The sequence below is a fragment of the Thermostichus sp. MS-CIW-41 genome (assembly GCF_054058915.1).
The window spans coordinates 1-15,350 of the sequence record NZ_JBSSBO010000006.1; the positions used below are offsets into that span (position 1 = coordinate 1).

The window sequence follows — 15,350 nt, forward strand, 5'->3', positions numbered from 1 at the left end:
GTCGATTGGGGGTGCTGTAAACCACCCCAGAGGCTCGTGGTTGGCTTGCTAACTGCAGGGCTACTAAAAGCCCGCTCCGTACCGCCTAGCGGTTGATGTCGGGTAGTTTACGCTCATCCTGACCGGCTTTCTTTGCAGCGACGCCCAAGGACATCTGCTTTAGGACATCTGCTTTGACATGCTCGATAGGACTCCGTCCCGCTGACGCGAAAGGACCCCGTCCCGCTGCCGCAGTGGATCCCAGGGCTTGGAGCCTTGAGGAGAAAGTGGGGCAACTGTTTCTGGTTTATTTTGAGGGAGCTGAGTTTTCCTCCGCTCTCGAGGAGATGATCCGGGACTACCACGTGGGCGGGCTGATCTTCTATTCGATTGCCGGCAACATTCAAACGTTGCCTCAGGTGGCCCAGCTCATTGCCGCGGCTCAGGCACAAGCCCTTGTCCCCCTGTGGATAGCCATTGATCAAGAGGGGGGGCCGGTGGTGCGCCTTACCGAGGGGGTGACGGTGTTCCCCAGCGCCATGGCAGTGGCAGCAGCGGGATCCCTGGCAAAGGCGGAGGCTATGGCCCGTGCGGTGGGAACGGAGCTGAAAAGTTTGGGGTTTAACCTCAACTTCGCCCCTGTTGTGGACGTGAACAGCAACCCCCACAACCCCATCATCGGCATCCGAGCCTTTGGGTCAGACCCGAAACAGGTGACAGATTACGGCCTCGCCCTGTGGCGCGGCTATCGGCAAGCCGGGATCCTCTGTACGCCCAAACATTTTCCCGGCCATGGGGACACCGATATGGATTCCCACCTGGGGTTGCCGCGGGTGGATCGCCCTCTGGAGGCGCTACAGACCACGGAATTGCGCCCGTTTCAGGCTTTGATCCGGGCAGGGGCAGAGGCGATGATGACGGCGCATGTGGTGATGCCGGCTCTGGGATCCGTCGGCGACAGCGGGACGAAGTCCTTGCAACCGGCAACGCTGGCCCCTGAGGTGGTGTCCGGCTGGCTGCGGCAGAAGCTGGGTTTCAAGGGTCTTGTCCTGACGGATTCCCTGACCATGGGGGCCATTGCCCGCACCTACGGCATTCCCGAAGCGGCAGAACTGGCCTTTAGGGCAGGAGCCGATGTGCTGGTGTTTGGGGCAGATCCCGGCTTTAGCCCGGCCATCCAAAAAGAAGCCTATGCCCATCTGCTGCGGGAGTTCCGTGCCGGTCGTTTGTCGGTTGAGCAGTTGGATCGGTCAGTGGAGCGAATTTTGACCTTGAAGCGGCGCTACGGATTGGGATCCCCCTGCCCCCCTTTCCCCCCTGCCGGCTTGGAAAACCACCGGGCACTGGCCCGCCAAATCGCCCAAGACAGCATCACCCTAGTACGGGGATCCCTGCCTCCCTTGGCCCCTGACCCGCTGCTTATCACCCCTGTACCTTTGTTGGGGGAGCTGCTGCAAAAAGCCAGTCCCGCTGCCCAAGTGTTCTCCATCCCTCTGGATCCCACCCCCGAACAGCAGCGGATTGCCCAAGAAGGGGCTCAAAGGGCTGCGCAGGTGCTGGTGGGATCCCTTGATCTGTTTCGTTACCCGCTTCAGAAGGAGTTGCTGGTGGACTTACTGGGATCCCTTCCGCCGGAAAAGGTGATTGGGTTGGCCTTGGGATCCCCCTACGACGCCTTTGCCCTGCCCCAGATCCCGGTCTATTTGGCCTGCTACGGCACTACCCCCGTCTCTCTACAGGCGTTGCTGCAGGTGTTGTTGGGACAGATCCCGGCCCAGGGTCGCTTGCCGGTTGGATCCCACTTGGAGGGAGCCTGGTCGCGTTAGCGGAGCTGATACATTTACGCTGAACACTGCTGAACATCACTGTTCAACTATGCAGCGATAGCATTCTGTTTGTTTCCAACCAGAATGGCGGTATCCCGCAAAGCTTTGAGTAGAATACCCAAAGCGCAGTTTCCGTGTCGTCTTACTACCAATTTTCTGCTTTGCTTTGGCTACCATGTTGGCAGACTCGAAAGTAAACAGAAAGATCAACTGGTAGTAATCCGTACTGAACATATTATACATTATTTTCAGTATAGTTGAGCTTATTATTGACTAGAGTCATGCTCCATAGCAGATCCCCTAGCTGCTGAGGTTGCTGAAATTGCACCGCGTCAGGGTCGGCACCGTTCGCCTCACCAAGCCCGTCAGCACGTTGCCGGGGCCGATTTCCCACACCTCTTGGATGCCGTCGGCGGCCATCTGCAACACGGTTTCTCGCCAGCGGACAGGGGCAGTCATCTGGGCCAGCAGCGCCTGCTTAAGGGCTTGCGGATCCCGGCTGGCGGTGGCAGTGCAGTTGCTGTAGACGGGCACTCGCGGCGGCTGAAAGTCAACAGCGCGCAAGGTGTGGGCAAACTCCTCGGCAGCAGCCTGCATAAAGGGCGAGTGAAAGGCGCCACTTACCTTGAGGGGAACGGTGCGCTTGGCCTGCAACTGCTCACAGACGGCCCGCACCCCCTCCACTGAGCCGCTGATCACCACCTGATCCGGGCTGTTGTCGTTGGCAAGAGTGACGTCGGGGATCATCTGGCACAGGTGCTCCAGCTTGTCGCGGTCAAACCCCATCACTGCCGCCATGCTGCCCGGGGGATCCCCTGCGGCTTCCATCAGTTGGCCCCGCAGCGCCACCAGCCGTAGGCCGGTTTCGAAATCAAACACGCCGGCAGCGTAGAGGGCGCTGTATTCGCCCAGACTGTGGCCAGCAGTGCAGGCAGGAGCCTGTCCCTGGGCGTAGAGATAGTCCGTCAACAGGGCCGATACGGTGAACAAAGCCGGTTGTGTGTAGCCGGTCTGGTGGATCTGGTCTTCCGACAGAGCTAAGGGATCCCATCCCAACATCTCACGGGCCAAAGCCAACTTCTGGGCTGCTCCCTGCCAGTTCCGCAAGTCCCTTCCCATGCCCACCGCTTGGGATCCCTGGCCGGGATAGATCCAGGCAACGGTCATCAATTCACTTCCCCCAACGAAACACAATCGCCCCCCAGGTGAGGCCGGCACCAAAGCCCGCCATCACCCCCAGATCGCCGGCGCCAAAGCGTCCCTGCTCGATCCAAGTGGCCAAGGCAATTGGCACCGAAGCGCCCGAGGTGTTGCCGTAATACTCTAGGACGCTGGCCACCCGCTGCGGATCCAGTTGCAAACGCTTGGCTACCGCATCGAGAATGCGCTGGTTGGCCTGATGAATAAAATACCCCTGCACCGCCTCCGCCGGGATCCCAGCCCGGAAGAGAGCCTTCTCGATAACCTCCGGCACCGCCTGGACGGCAAACTTGTACACCTCGCGGCCATTCATGGCGATGGGGCAGCAGCGGTATTGCCCCACCTGCAGGGATCCCACCAGGGGCTTGGCCTCTGTAGCCATGGACAAGCTGAGCAGCTGGCTGCCACTGCCATCGCTGCGCAGCTCAATGCTGAGGATCCCGCCGGTTTCCCCCGCCTCCAGAACCACCGCCCCGGCCCCATCTCCAAACAAGACACAGGTGGTGCGATCTGCCCAGTCCACCGTGCGGGAGAGCACATCCGCCGCCACCACCAAGGCCCGCCGATACAGCCCGGTTTGCAAAAACTGTGCTGCCGTGGCCACCGCAAAGACAAAGCCTGTGCAGGCTGCCGTCAGATCAAAAGCCACCGCCCGCGTTGCTCCCAGAGCTGCCTGCACCTGAGGGGCCGAGCCAAACCGATCGACGCCGGTGGAAGTGGCCAGCAGGATCAAATCCAGATCTTGTGGCGGGATCCCAGCCCGATCCAGAGCAGCCTTCGCCGCTTGAGCCGCCAAGTCCACCAAACTCAGATGGGGGGGGAGAATGCGTCGTTGGCGGATACCGGTGCGGGGCCAAATCCATTCGTCAGAAGTTGCAACGATCTGGCTGAGGTCGTCGTTGCTCAAGCAGGGATCCGGCAGGGCAGCCCCCACCCCCACCAGCCGCACGGTCGGGAGGCTATGGCTGGGCATCTTCCACGGGTTCGGGACAGCGGGAGGAAGTCCTTTCCAGGGATCCCAACGGCAACACTTCCGGGCCAGAGCCAGAGTAGACCTGAAGGGGCCGGGTGCGCCGCCTGGGGTTGGATTCAGGTTCGCGAGGGTCAACCATTTCCGCCTGCAGCCGCTGTAGGATTTTCTGTTCTGCCGCCTCTTTGGCCAGGCGAATGGCGTGGTAGACCATCGGCGCCTTGGAGCTGCCGTGGGTAATCACGCAGATGCCGTTGACGCCGAGCAGCAAAGCACCGCCATACTCCACGTAGTCCATGCGCCGCTTTACCTGCTTGAGGTTGGGCCGGAGCAGCCAGCAGCCCAACTTGCCGCGCCAGCCGCGGGGCAGCTCCTCCCGCAGCACCTGGGTGATCACCTGGCCAACACTTTCGGCAAACTTGAGGAGGGCATTGCCCACAAAGCCGTCACACACCACCACATCAAACTCCCCGGTCAGCACATCCCGCCCCTCGGCATTGCCGGCGAAATGGATCCCTGGCAACTGGGCCAGACGCTGGTGGGTGGCCAGAGCCAAATCGTTTCCCTTGTTGGGCTCCTCGCCGATGTTGAGCAGGCCCACCCGCGGACGCTCGACCCCCAGTACACACTGGCAGTAGAGGGATCCCATACGGGCAAACTGCTCCAAAAAGCGGGGCCGGCAATCCACATTGGCCCCCACATCCAGCAGCAGCACCGGCTTGCCTTTCAAAGTGGGCAAAAGAGCGCCAATGGCCGGGCGATCGATCCCTGCCAGCCGGCCCAAATTCAGGTAGGCCGCAGCCATCGCTGCTCCGGTATTCCCGGCGGCCACCACGGCATCCGCTTGGTTGGAGCGCACCTGTTGCATCGAGATGTTGATGGAGGCTTTGGGCTTTTTGCGCACCATCAGCGGCTCTTCCGCCATGCCCACATCGTCCTCGGCAGGCACGATGGTGATCCCAGCAGGCAAGGGCTGAGGCAAAAAGGGCTTGAGGGAATCTGGACGACCGACTAGTGCAATCCCGACCCGGAGCTGCCGATGGGCCAGCAGGGCGCCCTTGATGATCTCTTCGGGAGCGTAGTCACCCCCCATCGCATCGACCGCAATTCGCACAAGCTGACCTCACACTGGAATATCCTTGGCAACTGCAAGCAAGAAGCGGGGCAAAACGCACTAACCTCTGCAGTCCCCTCGCCCGAGAATTGGGAGCCCCAGTGGCTGCAGGGTGCTAGCGAATTTTACCAGATTTGTTTTCCTCAATTAAGGCCGCAGTTCCGCTTGCGCCGGTTCTCCCCACCCCCCACAGGAAACGTGAACTTCCTCACGCCTGCGTGAGGGCAGCCAAGAGAGAGCGTACCTGTTGGACGTGGGCGTGTGCAGTGGAGTTTCTGGCCTGGTGTTGGCTCAGCTCCGTCTCCAACTGCGCCAATTCTCCTGCCAACGCTGCCCACCGATCCCGCTCTGGGTAGAGGGTGGCCTGCAAGTGATTGAGGCGACCCCAGGTTTCTGCCATGGCCTGGGCGCGCGCCCGCAGGGATCCCTCCTCTTGCTCCAGGTGTTGCCACTGCTGCTCCAATTTCTGCCGTTGGCGGGCGAGCTGCTCCTGCTGAGAAGGCAAGGACGATTCCAGTTGTTGAATGAGGGTTTGCAGACGACCTTTTTCTTGGAGAAGATCCTGCTTCTGGCTGCCGATCTGTTCCAGGAGCGGCCCAATATCGACCTGAACCGGGGCAGCAGCTTGATTTTGCAGCTGTCTAAGGCGGGCTTCCTGGCGGGTCAACTCTTCATACTCTCGCTGCAGGTTTTTTTCCTGAGGCAGCAGGGCTTCTTCCAAAGCACTGCAGGCAGACTGGGCATAGTCGATATCCATCTCGATGTCAAACCGCTCCTCTGGAGAGGCGCTGGCCAGCCGCTCTTGCAGCTCCCGCAGGGTTTGCCGGTTTTGCTCCAGTTCGGCCCGCTGCTGGCTGACCTGGGCCGCCCGCTGCTCGTAATCTCGGCGCAGTTGGCTGACCAAAGCCGCCAGCTCCTCGACCGAGATCGCCGGCTCCCCAGCCCTGCCGTTGCTGCTGCCATCGACGATAAAGTCGTACTCCTGCACCAGACGAGAGGCTTTCTGGTATAGGCTCTCTTGAGATTGCAGCTGCTGGAGAATCCTCTGCAGGTGCTCTTGATGGGCTCGCAGGGATCCCTGCCGAGTTTGCCACTCTGCTCGGCTTTGCTCCAGGGATTGTCGGGATCCCCACCAAGCGGTGTGGCGTTCTTGCCAAGCGCGGTAGTCCCGATCCAGCTCGTCTTGCCGGATCTGGGCCTGCTGACGTTCTGCTTCCAGTTGGGCAATCTGTTGATTCAAGTGCTCCTGCTGCTGCTGAATGTGGCTTTTCAAGCTCTGCAGAAGCGCCAAGGGATCCCCAGCCGGATGTAGAGTCTCCTGGAGCTGTTGCATCAAAGCCTGTAGCTGCGCTGCTTCTGCCTCCCCCAAGCGGCTGGAGCGAGCTTCTTGCAACTGGGCTTCCAACTCTTGCCGCTGCCGATTCAGAGCTTCCCGCTGTTCTCCGATCAGGCGCTGTTGTTCAGCTAAGTAAGCTTGCTGGGCTGCCAGTTCCTCTTTGAGGCTGTCCAGAAGTTTGCGATCTTCCTCCACACTCTTGTATTGCTCATACAGCCGCTGCACCTCTTCTTCTTGAGCTGCTAGCTCCATCTCGCGGCGTTTAAGCTCATGGGCCTGAAAGGTGAGGGACTGTTTCCAAACCTCGATCTCCTCCTCCTGGCTGCGGGCTCTGAGCTGAAGTTGGCTGAAGTTTTGCAGATAGGTCACCAGTTGGCGAGCGGCTTCGCTGATGCGGGCGACCTGACGGTTGCCGGAGATTTCCGCCAGCACCAATGACCCATCCTTGAAGCGCCCAGCCTCCTGGGCGATGCGGCCTTCCAAGGTAATGGATTCTTCGTTCACGGCCACCCAGGTATTGTCCTGCTGCTGCTTGGCCAGCAATTGCAGAGACGACTTGGCAAATCCAATCGGCTTGGATAGCTCTGCTAGGTACAGCACGCCTGAACTCCTCTAAAACAGCATGGACAGCACCAGCCCTGACCCCACCGAGCCACTGCCCCTGGCCGGGGAAAAATGGACGGCCGCCAGAACATGGCTCGCTGAGGCGCATAAAGACTACACCACCTTTCTAGACTCAACCATAGGGTAAAAAAAACGCCTTCGCCAGATGAGTTTTGGGGATGCCTGGGGTAGCTATTCAAACCGGTGGCGGAGCACTAAAGTAGTCTAGGGTGTGGTGTAGAGTTGTGTTCGGGGGTTGTATGGAGCTGCAAGGTGAGCCGCTTTCTATTCGTCGGCGTTCTCCTGCCCCGCCGGTGGTCGTAGCCTCTCAGGTGTACCAGACAACAGCGCCGGAAGCCAAACCGCGCCACATCTTGGAAGCGATCGTCTGGCATAAAGAGCAGGAGGTGGAGCGGCAACGGGAGCAGCTTCCCCTCAAGCAATTGCAACAGCAACTGGATCAAGCCCCGCCGGTGCGGGATTTTGTGGCGGCCCTCACCCAGTCGCCTCACCCTATCTCTGTGATTGCCGAGGTCAAAAAAGCCTCTCCCAGCCGCGGCGTTCTGCGGGATCCCTTTGACCCGGTAGCCATTGCCCAGAGCTATGAAGCCGGTGGGGCCAGTTGTCTCTCGGTGCTGACGGATGGGCGGTTTTTTCAGGGCAGCGGCGAGTATCTGCGCCAGATCCGTCAGGCAGTAGGGATCCCCATCCTCTGCAAGGAGTTCATCCTCTACCCCTACCAAATCCTCTGGGCCCGCAGCCTGGGGGCAGATGCGGTGCTGCTGATTGCCGCCATTCTCTCGGATGCGGACTTGGGCTATTTTCTCAAGCTGGTTCGGCAATTGGGCATGGCAGCTCTGCTGGAGGTGCACACTTCCCAAGAGTTGCAGCGGGTGTTGCGTTTGCCCCAACTGCAAGACTCCAGGGGGCAGGTGCTCATTGGCATCAACAATCGCGATCTGAGAACCTTTGCGGTGGACTTAAACACAACGCGCAACCTGTTGGCCGCCCACTCGGAGCTCCTTGGCGATCTGCCTGTGGTCAGCGAGTCCGGCATCCATACCCCCGCCGATCTGCAGCAGTTGCGGGCCTGGGGGGTGCGCTCTGTGCTGGTGGGGGAAGCGCTGGTGACCCAGCCGGATCCCGGCCAAGCTGTGCGCCACCTGTTGTCATCTCAGTGAATGAAAACCATTTATCAATGGATCTCTGCGAGAACAATTGATCTCTAAGGATTGCTTGGATCGATGAAACGTATTCCTGTGCCGGCTCATATCCACTACGAATTTCTGCTGCGGGTGTTGGAGCGGCAAACCTTTCCGGCAGTAGAGGAACAGGATTTTGGCAACCGAGGCCGCACGCAAGAGCTGATCAACTCCCTGCGCAAAGCCCTCACCCAACAGGTGCAACTGGAGGAAGAGTGGCGACAGCGGGGCTATCAGGTGGACTACCGCTGGAATATGGACGAGCCTCAGCCTCCCTCTTGACCTTCCAGCCCACTGTAAGGTTTAGCATCCTTTCAGTGGCATTGGGGGGGTTTTCCAAGATGCAGGTTGTTTTGACGGTGCCCAAGCTGGCCTGTGGGGCCTGTATAGACACCATTGCGCAAGCGGTGCGGCAACTGGATCCCCAGGCGCAGGTGGAAGGGGATCCCAAAACCAAACAGGTGCGGATTACTTCTGGGCGGTCTGTGGGCGATTTGCGGCAGGCCCTCACCCAGGTGGGATATCCCCCGGCCTAGTCAATTTTGGGCCGGGAACGGTCGGGCGTCTGTTTTGAATTTCTGTACAGATGGCTGCCTTCGCCCTGCCCAGGGTGGAGAGTAGCTGTCGTTTCATCAACAAGGTGTTGCCATGTCTGCCCATAAAGGGTCATCGGGTGCACTATCGGCCTCTGCGCCTTCTCCTGAGGGCACCTGGCAGTTGGCCTTACAAGGGATGAGCTGTGCCTCCTGCGCCCGCAGCATCGAACAGGCCCTCGCTCAGGTGCAGGGAGTATCCTCCGGATCCGTGAATTTTGCCAGTGAGCAGGCCACCGTCAAAGGGGATCCCCGGCTGGTGGATCCGCAGGCGTTGATTCGGGCGGTGGAGCGGGTGGGGTATCGGGCGCGCCTTATCCAGGAGGATTGGCAGCTGGACGATCTGTCGGATCCAGAGCGGATCGCCCAACGGGCCGCAGAACGGGAACTGAAGCTCAAGGTGGCGATAGGGGTGGGCATCAGCACGGTGCTGGTGATCGGATCCCTGCCGATGATGCTGGGGATGGACATCCCGGGCTTTCCCATGTGGCTGCACAATCCTGGGTTGCAGTTGCTGCTGACGGCTCCGGTGCAGTTTTGGGTGGGCAGGCATTTTTACCGGGGAGCCTGGGATGCTTGGCAACGGCGTTCAGCGGATATGAACACGCTGGTGGCCTTGGGGACGAGCGCGGCTTTTTTCTATTCTGTTTTCCCAACGGTTTTCCCCGACTATTTTCACCGGCAAGGACTGCACCCGGATGTCTATTATGAGGTGTCGGCGGTGGTCACCACCCTGATTCTGGTGGGTAAGTGGATGGAGCAACGGGCCAAAAGGCAAACCTCTGAGGCCATTCGCAAGCTGATCGGGCTGCAACCGAAAACGGCGAGGGTAATCCGCCAGGGGGTGGAGCAGGATGTCCCCATTCGGGAGGTGCAGGTGGGGGATTGGATCCGGGTGCGCCCCGGCGAGAAGGTGCCGGTGGATGGGGTAATCCTAGAGGGATCCTCCACCCTCGACGAGTCCATGGTGACCGGCGAGAGCCTGCCTGTTGTCAAATCGGCGGGGGATGAGGTGATTGGGGCAACGCTGAATCAGACGGGCAGCTTTGTGATGGAAGCGCGGCGGGTGGGCAAAGACACAGTTCTGGCCCAGATCGTGCGCTTGGTGCAGGAAGCTCAGGGATCCAAAGCTCCGATTCAACAGTTGGCGGATCGGGTCACCTCCTGGTTTGTGCCGGCAGTGATCGGGGTGGCAGTTCTAACTTTTGTGCTCTGGTGGGTGCTGGCGGACAACCTGACGCTGGCCTTGGTGAACACGATTGGGGTGCTGATCATCGCCTGCCCTTGTGCGCTGGGGTTGGCAACCCCCACCTCGATCCTGGTGGCCACGGGACGAGGGGCGGAATTGGGGATCCTGGTGAAAAGTGCCGACAGCCTGGAATTGGCCCACCACTTGCGCACGGTGGTCTTGGACAAAACTGGCACCCTGACTGAAGGTCGCCCTACCGTCACCGATATTTGGGCTAATGGCTCCTCTCCCCTGGCGGTGTTGCGCCTGGCAGCGGCGGTGGAGCGGCACTCGGAACACCCTTTGGCCCAGGCGGTGGTGCAGAAAGCCGAAGCGGAAAAAATTGCCATCCCTCCTGCCCAGCATTTTCAGGCAAGGGTAGGCAGTGGGGCAGAAGCTTGGGTGGAAGATCAGTGGATTCGCATCGGTCGGCTGAGCTGGCTACAGGAGATGGGGATCCCCTGGGATCCCTCTTGGTCAGAGCGGGTTCAGAATTGGGAAAGCCAGGGCAAAACGGTGATCGGCGTAGCCCAATCCCAGAGCCTGGTGGGGCTGTTGGCCATTGCCGATCCGCTCAAACCCACCTCTCCTGAGGCAGTGCAACAGCTGCAACAGATGGGTCTAGAGGTGATCCTGCTAACCGGGGATAACCCCACCACAGCCCAAGCGGTTGCTCGGCAAGCAGGCATTCAGCGGGTAATTGCCCAAGTCCGTCCGGATCAGAAGGCCGCTTACATTCGCAGCTTCAGACAACCTCGACACCGGGTGGCGATGGTGGGAGATGGCATTAACGATGCTCCGGCTCTGGCAGAAGCCGATGTGGGGATCGCCATCGGTACGGGTACGGATGTGGCGATGGCCGCCAGCGATATTACCCTCATGTCGGGGGATCTGCGGGGAGTCGCCACAGCCATTCAACTCAGCCGGGCCACCCTCAACAACATCCGCCAGAACCTCTTCTTCGCCTTTATCTACAATACGCTGGGGATCCCGATTGCCGCTGGGGCGCTCTATCCCTTTACAGGCTGGTTGCTCAACCCTATGCTGGCGGGGGCAGCCATGGCCCTGAGTTCCATTTCGGTGGTCGCCAATGCCCTGCGCCTGCGACACTTTCAGCCCCCCAGACCAGCGGGCCGGCGTTAGGCCCTCTCCCAGGGGCAAGGGGGATTAGCGCGGCAACAGTTTTGCTGCCCTTTGAGCATGAGTCTGCCGTACCGCTCATGCCTCAGGGCTATCTTCTGGCAGACAAGAACATCCCCCCCGGGAGCTTGGTGAATGGCAAGAGGCAAGCTAACCTAAAAAGCTCAGGCAGACTGGGGAAAGCGCGGTGCAAGTCCGCCACTGTGACGCAACTGTGATGGGATCCCTCCCTCAGCCAGAACACCCACCTGCCGTTGTCCTGTACCCCTTGCGATTCACAAGGAACGGAGTTTTTTGTGTTGAATACCCTCAGTGTTTCCCCTCCGCTTGCGGTTGGGCAGTCTCCTGTTGTCCCCCTGCCCCTGTTGCTCATCGGCCACGGATCCCGCGACCCCCAAGGGCAGCAAGCCTTTCTGGAGCTAGCCCAGGCTTACCAATCCCTCACTCCCCATCGACCGGTGATCCCTTGCTTTCTGGAGCTGACCCAGCCAACCATTGCCCAGGGGGTAGAGCAGTGCTTGGCCCAAGGGTGGCAGGAGATCGTGGCCCTGCCGCTGTTGCTGTTTGGGGCCCGCCACAACAAGTTCGATGTGACGATGGAACTGGATCGCCTGCAGGCCCTCTATCCCCAGTTGCGCATTCGTTACGGTGGGCCGCTGGGGATCCGCATCGAGATCCTGCAACTGCTGCGAGACCGATTGGCTGCTCTGATAGCTGCCCAACCGCGGCGGATCCCAGAGGCAGAAACCGTGCTCCTATTTGTGGGTCGCGGCTCCAGCGATCCTGAGGCCAATGCCGAAGCCTGTAAACTGGCTCGGCTGCTTTGGGAAGGATCCGGGTTTGCCGCTGTGGAGACCTGCTTTATCGGCATTACCCATCCCCGCCTGCCTGTGGGGTTGGAGCGGGCCTCGTCCTGGCAGCCGCGTCGGGTGATCGTGCTGCCCTACTTTCTGTTTACGGGGGTGTTGGTGAAAAAAATCGAGGCGGCAGTGGAACAACAACGACAACGACAGTCGGAAATCGACTGGCTGATGCTGCCGGAATTGGGCCTTGTGGATACGGTGCTGCACAGCCTGCAGCAACTGGAGCAGGAAGCCCTGCAGGGCCAAACCTCGATGAACTGCCACCTGTGCAAGTTTCGCCTGGCCGTGAGCGCAGAGGTTGGAGCTGGATCCAGCCATCACCACCCTCACGAGCCTCATGACCACCATCACGGGCACGGATCCCATCACCATCCTCATTCCCACCCTCACCACGACCACGGCCACACCCACGCAGCGGCTGGGGATCCCTGGGCCCAATTAGAGGGCTACCACCAACGGGCATGGCAGGTGCCCTAAGAGGGAAACAGAGGCTGCTGGCGGGATAAACTGAGTGCAGACAGGCAATTTTTGAACCTGGTTTTCCCGCTCTAGCGGTTGTGATGACGAAAAAACGATGATGCTCTCCCGCTCCTCTTGGGTTTCAGGTGCCGCTGCCGCGGGGAGCGGGATCTTTGTTTTCGCCCTGGTGGTGGGGCTGCTGGATCAGATCCTGCCCACCCTGCCCAAGGTTTCCCTCTCCCTGGCCGGGATCCCTGGGATCCTGGCTGGAATTGGGTCTGCCTATGGGGTTTGGCAGGTGGTTCAGATGGGTCTGCAGTCGGGCTCCTGGACTGATTTTCGGGCCTCGCTGGTAGCGGCTCTGTCTCCCTTTGATCCCGCCGATTATGGCGGCAACCCTCGGCAACCCGAGGAGGATTCTCTCCCTTTGCAGTCGGTTGACGAGGATCCTCAAACCCAGATCCGCGATCGACAAATTCTTGATCAAGCTGAGCAGCAGACGGAAACTGAAACCGAAGTAAGCGAACACACTCAAGTAAGACTGCAGGGCGAGCAGCACCAGGATCAAGCTTCGCAGGCCAAGGCCCAACAGTTGCAGCCCCTACAAGAATTGTCATCACCTTCTTCCCCAAGCCCTGAGTCGGCAAAACCCACACCAGAGCCAGAGCTCAACCAAAAACTTCGCCAACTCCAGATGCAGGTCGCCACTCTGAAAATAGAACTGGAACTCCAAGAAATCCAACTGCAGCAGTTGGAGGTGAGGCGGACTCGGCTTCAGCAGCAGAAGCAGAAACTCAAGCACGTTCTGCGTCGCACGGCGTCCGAAAATCAAAGGCTGCGCTTCTTACAGGAGCAAAAAGCCCGGCAACTGGAGCAAACTCAGCAAGAGCTGCAAGCTTTGCGGGAGTCCTACCGCGCCTTGCAAGTTCTCCAGGAAATAGGCTTCACCCTAACCCAAAACCTATCTCACAAAATAGCCGAAACGGAACCCTCTAAGCCCTCCGGCTAGCCGAAGTCTCAACTCACCCGTTTCAGGACAAATACACTCCCCTCGCTGCCCCGGCCCATCCGCAAATCTTCATCTAAATAGGTGATATCCAGCCAGCCCGTTGGCTCGCGGCGGCGGATATCGATTTGAATAGCCGGGATCCGCTCCGGAGCCCGCTCGAGCAAATAGAGAAAACTCTCGATCTCGTAGCTCATCAAAGCTTGGGATCCGAACACCAATCGCTCGAAAATCACCCTCACCCGACGCTCCGATTCGGGGTAAAAGCGTGCCGATACCGCCAAGATTCCCCGTGGCACCCAAGCCCCCAGCCAGCCGGATCCCTGGATCTCCGCCACGTTGAAGACCCGTCCAGCCTTGGCCCGAATACACTGGTAGATCTCGCCGGTGGTCAAAAAAGGCAACTGTGCCAGCCGCAGCAGAGCTGTGCTCGTGGTAAATAGGGTGAGCCAGTTCCCCTCCAACCCTTCAGGAGCCGATGTTGGCTTGGGGGTGGGGTTGAGCGCTTCTAGGACGGCAATTTGAGACAAAATCTGGGCTTTTTGGTCAGGGGAAACTTTCCGGCCCCGGTCGGTCGCCTCCAGTAGGTGCAGCAGAGCGGATTTTTGCTGAGCCAGGGCCTCAGACATGGGCACACTCCGAAGGCACTGACCCTATTTTAGAGAACGCGGGATCCCTCTGCCCTTAACCGTCTTCTCCCACCAGTTTCAGGTTCAGATCTGCCACCTGCTCATACCCTAGCCCGGCCCGCACCACCAGCGGCTCGGATCCGGTCAAATCGATTACCGTAGAGACCTTGGCCCGGCGGGGGGCATCGTCATCCAGCACCAGATCCACCTGTTTTTCCAACTGCCGCATTTCCTCAGCCGCAAAGATCCCACCCTCATCCCAGGGATCGCTCTCCCATTCCCAGGTTTGCCCAAAACTTAAGCCCAGGGATCCGACGGGATCCCCCCCCAGCTTGGCAGAGGTCGAGACAATTGGATTGCCCAACTCTTCCAGCAAAGCCTGACAAATGGCAGAATCGGGCACCCGGATGCCGGTGGTTTTCCGCTTGGGATCCATCACCAACTTGGGCACCAGCTTGGTTGCTGGCAACAGAAACGTAAACGGGCCGGGGATCAGCCGCCGCATCAGTCGATAGGCTGAATCGGTTACCTGGGCATAGTGGGCAATGCGTGAGAGAGAAGGGCACAAAAAGGTAAGAGGCTTGTCGTTGGAGAGCTGCTTGATGCGGCGTACCCGCTCCACTGCTTGTTTATGGGTCGCGTCGCAGCCAATGGCGTAAACCGTATCGGTGGGGTAGAGCATCACCGCCCCCTCCCGCAAAGCCGCTGCGATCCGCCGGATGGAACGGGTCTGGGGCTGTTGAGGATGCAGCTTAAAGTACTCGGCCATCGGGCAGGTGGAAAGAGGTCAAGACTCGGAGCAGCTCCCCCCCAAAGGGTTTTCCACAAGAGGGCGGGGGGTCGGTGGCACCGACGCGGGCGGGGATCCCTGAGATTCGGGCCAGTCCTTCAGTTGTTGCATCAGGGCTTGGATGTGCAGACGGGGCAGATAGGGCCAGTCGCCCGCTTCTTCCAAATCTTGAAGCACCCGATACAGAGCTTGACGGGTATTGGGCAAAGACTCCCGAAAGGCACCTTCCAGGATCGCGCGGTGCAACTCCTCCAGCAGCCGCAGGAGCATCAGCAGCTCCACACACGCTCCCGCCCTCGCCTGAGCCGCCTGTTCAACAGCCAACATAATCTGACGCAAATCCGGTGGCAGATCCTCCGCCGAGATATACATAGCCACTCGTCTCTGGGTTCTGGGAAGGCAGGGGCTTTCC

Annotated in this window: 14 protein-coding genes, 1 pseudogene and 1 riboswitch; of the genes and pseudogenes, 7 read left to right on the plus strand and 8 right to left on the minus strand. The window is 59.9% G+C overall.

The genetic code is table 11. The annotated features are described in order from the left end of the window. The first annotated feature begins 266 nt into the window (after positions 1–266). Entirely contained in the window at positions 267–1,805 is a 1,539-nt protein-coding gene (locus tag ACVWXE_RS02960) for a glycoside hydrolase family 3 protein (RefSeq protein ID WP_457489551.1), read from the plus strand. A 47-nt stretch (positions 1,806–1,852) separates the two neighbouring features. Here ACVWXE_RS02960 and ACVWXE_RS02965 read toward each other — a convergent pair. From ACVWXE_RS02965 to hmpF, 5 genes and pseudogenes are all read right to left on the minus strand, one after another. Continuing rightward, a pseudogene (locus ACVWXE_RS02965) lies at positions 1,853–2,036 on the minus strand (hypothetical protein); the annotation flags it as partial. A 69-nt stretch (positions 2,037–2,105) separates the two neighbouring features. After that, positions 2,106–2,972 (minus strand): ACP S-malonyltransferase, encoded by an 867-nt coding sequence (gene fabD, locus ACVWXE_RS02970; protein ID WP_457388824.1) that lies wholly within the window; start codon positions 2,970–2,972, stop codon positions 2,106–2,108. A 4-nt stretch (positions 2,973–2,976) separates the two neighbouring features. Then, complete coding sequence (locus ACVWXE_RS02975; protein WP_457489552.1) at positions 2,977–3,978, minus strand: beta-ketoacyl-ACP synthase III; 1,002 nt, start codon at positions 3,976–3,978, stop codon at positions 2,977–2,979. Continuing rightward, on the minus strand, positions 3,965–5,089 hold the full coding sequence (plsX, locus tag ACVWXE_RS02980) for a phosphate acyltransferase PlsX (protein WP_457395637.1): 1,125 nt from the start codon (positions 5,087–5,089) through the stop codon (positions 3,965–3,967). Before plsX ends, ACVWXE_RS02975 begins: the two co-directional genes overlap by 14 nt. A gap of 208 nt (positions 5,090–5,297) precedes the next feature. Continuing rightward, a complete protein-coding gene (gene hmpF, locus ACVWXE_RS02985) occupies positions 5,298–7,025 on the minus strand; it encodes a pilus motility taxis protein HmpF (protein ID WP_457489553.1) in 1,728 nt (575 codons plus the stop codon). A 263-nt stretch (positions 7,026–7,288) separates the two neighbouring features. Here hmpF and trpC point away from each other — a divergent pair, with 263 nt between their 5' ends. The 6 genes from trpC (at position 7,289) to ACVWXE_RS03015 (ending at position 13,522) form a co-directional block, all read left to right on the plus strand. After that, positions 7,289–8,209: an indole-3-glycerol phosphate synthase TrpC gene (gene trpC, locus ACVWXE_RS02990; protein WP_457489554.1), complete on the plus strand. Its 921-nt coding sequence runs from the start codon at positions 7,289–7,291 to the stop codon at positions 8,207–8,209. Positions 8,210–8,272: 63 nt separating this feature from the next. Then, positions 8,273–8,512, plus strand: a complete 240-nt coding sequence (locus tag ACVWXE_RS02995) for a DUF5340 domain-containing protein (protein ID WP_041436722.1) — start codon at positions 8,273–8,275, stop codon at positions 8,510–8,512. Positions 8,513–8,571: 59 nt separating this feature from the next. Further along, complete coding sequence (locus ACVWXE_RS03000) at positions 8,572–8,766, plus strand: copper chaperone (RefSeq protein WP_457395644.1); 195 nt, start codon at positions 8,572–8,574, stop codon at positions 8,764–8,766. 112 nt (positions 8,767–8,878) lie between these two features. Beyond that, on the plus strand, positions 8,879–11,194 hold the full coding sequence (locus ACVWXE_RS03005) for a heavy metal translocating P-type ATPase (RefSeq protein WP_457489555.1): 2,316 nt from the start codon (positions 8,879–8,881) through the stop codon (positions 11,192–11,194). Positions 11,195–11,321: 127 nt separating this feature from the next. After that, a riboswitch (cobalamin riboswitch) is annotated at positions 11,322–11,457 on the plus strand. A gap of 30 nt (positions 11,458–11,487) precedes the next feature. Continuing rightward, on the plus strand, positions 11,488–12,531 hold the full coding sequence (locus tag ACVWXE_RS03010; protein ID WP_457489556.1) for a sirohydrochlorin chelatase: 1,044 nt from the start codon (positions 11,488–11,490) through the stop codon (positions 12,529–12,531). A gap of 97 nt (positions 12,532–12,628) precedes the next feature. Then, positions 12,629–13,522 (plus strand): hypothetical protein, encoded by an 894-nt coding sequence (locus tag ACVWXE_RS03015; RefSeq protein WP_457465547.1) that lies wholly within the window; start codon positions 12,629–12,631, stop codon positions 13,520–13,522. A gap of 8 nt (positions 13,523–13,530) precedes the next feature. Here ACVWXE_RS03015 and ACVWXE_RS03020 read toward each other — a convergent pair whose 3' ends face one another. Genes ACVWXE_RS03020 through ACVWXE_RS03030 form a run of 3 tightly spaced genes read right to left on the minus strand, consistent with a single transcriptional unit; the run spans position 13,531 to position 15,310 of the window. Then, complete coding sequence (locus ACVWXE_RS03020) at positions 13,531–14,148, minus strand: PAP/fibrillin family protein (protein ID WP_414357585.1); 618 nt, start codon at positions 14,146–14,148, stop codon at positions 13,531–13,533. A gap of 55 nt (positions 14,149–14,203) precedes the next feature. Continuing rightward, complete coding sequence (locus tag ACVWXE_RS03025) at positions 14,204–14,917, minus strand: L-threonylcarbamoyladenylate synthase (protein WP_457489557.1); 714 nt, start codon at positions 14,915–14,917, stop codon at positions 14,204–14,206. A gap of 18 nt (positions 14,918–14,935) precedes the next feature. Then, positions 14,936–15,310, minus strand: coding sequence for a hypothetical protein (locus ACVWXE_RS03030; RefSeq protein WP_457403299.1), 375 nt, complete (start codon positions 15,308–15,310; stop codon positions 14,936–14,938). Positions 15,311–15,350: the final 40 nt, after the last annotated feature.

Excerpts from the sequence above, each read along its gene's own strand:
- ACVWXE_RS03020 (WP_414357585.1), bottom strand. The coding sequence starts at position 14,148 with ATGTCTGAGGCCCTGGCTCAGCAAAAATCCGCTCTGCTGCACCTACTG.
- ACVWXE_RS03000 (WP_457395644.1), top strand. The coding sequence starts at position 8,572 with ATGCAGGTTGTTTTGACGGTGCCCAAGCTGGCCTGTGGGGCCTGTATA.
- ACVWXE_RS03015 (WP_457465547.1), top strand. The coding sequence starts at position 12,629 with ATGATGCTCTCCCGCTCCTCTTGGGTTTCAGGTGCCGCTGCCGCGGGG.
- ACVWXE_RS03030 (WP_457403299.1), bottom strand. The coding sequence starts at position 15,310 with ATGTATATCTCGGCGGAGGATCTGCCACCGGATTTGCGTCAGATTATG.
- ACVWXE_RS03005 (WP_457489555.1), top strand. The coding sequence starts at position 8,879 with ATGTCTGCCCATAAAGGGTCATCGGGTGCACTATCGGCCTCTGCGCCT.
- ACVWXE_RS02975 (WP_457489552.1), bottom strand. The coding sequence starts at position 3,978 with ATGCCCAGCCATAGCCTCCCGACCGTGCGGCTGGTGGGGGTGGGGGCT.
- trpC (WP_457489554.1), top strand. The coding sequence starts at position 7,289 with ATGGAGCTGCAAGGTGAGCCGCTTTCTATTCGTCGGCGTTCTCCTGCC.
- fabD (WP_457388824.1), bottom strand. The coding sequence starts at position 2,972 with ATGACCGTTGCCTGGATCTATCCCGGCCAGGGATCCCAAGCGGTGGGC.
- ACVWXE_RS02995 (WP_041436722.1), top strand. The coding sequence starts at position 8,273 with ATGAAACGTATTCCTGTGCCGGCTCATATCCACTACGAATTTCTGCTG.
- ACVWXE_RS03025 (WP_457489557.1), bottom strand. The coding sequence starts at position 14,917 with ATGGCCGAGTACTTTAAGCTGCATCCTCAACAGCCCCAGACCCGTTCC.